1 protein-coding gene is annotated in these 348 nt (G+C 73.0%); it reads right to left on the bottom strand.

Translation table 11 applies throughout. The annotated features are described in order from the left end of the window. A partial coding sequence (locus C5N14_RS31540) for a ketoacyl-synthetase C-terminal extension domain-containing protein (RefSeq protein ID WP_305792091.1) occupies positions 1 to 296 on the bottom strand: 296 nt, incomplete at its 3' end. Between the last annotated feature and the right edge of the window lie 52 nt (positions 297 to 348).

Below are 348 nucleotides of genomic sequence, written 5' to 3' on the forward strand. Positions count from 1 at the left end.
ACAACGAGATCGTCCACGCGCGAGCCCCACACCACCGCCCGGTGCTCCAACGCCGCCCGCGACGACACCAACGACCACGACACGTCCACCGCCGACACATCGGACCGGCCCCGCGCGAACGCCGCCAACCGCGCCGCCTGACCCACCAACGCCCGCTCCGAACGCCCCGACACCACCCACGGCACCGGCACCCCGACGACAGACTCCACCCCCGGGACAGACTCCACCCCGGAATCCGACCCCGGCTGTTCCAGGATCACGTGCGCGTTCGTTCCGGAGATGCCGAACGACGACACCCCCGCCCGACGCGGACGGTCCACCCCCGGCCATTCCCGGGGCTCCGTCGCC

Source organism: Micromonospora sp. MW-13 (assembly GCF_003434305.1).
Lineage (GTDB): Bacteria > Actinomycetota > Actinomycetes > Mycobacteriales > Micromonosporaceae > Micromonospora.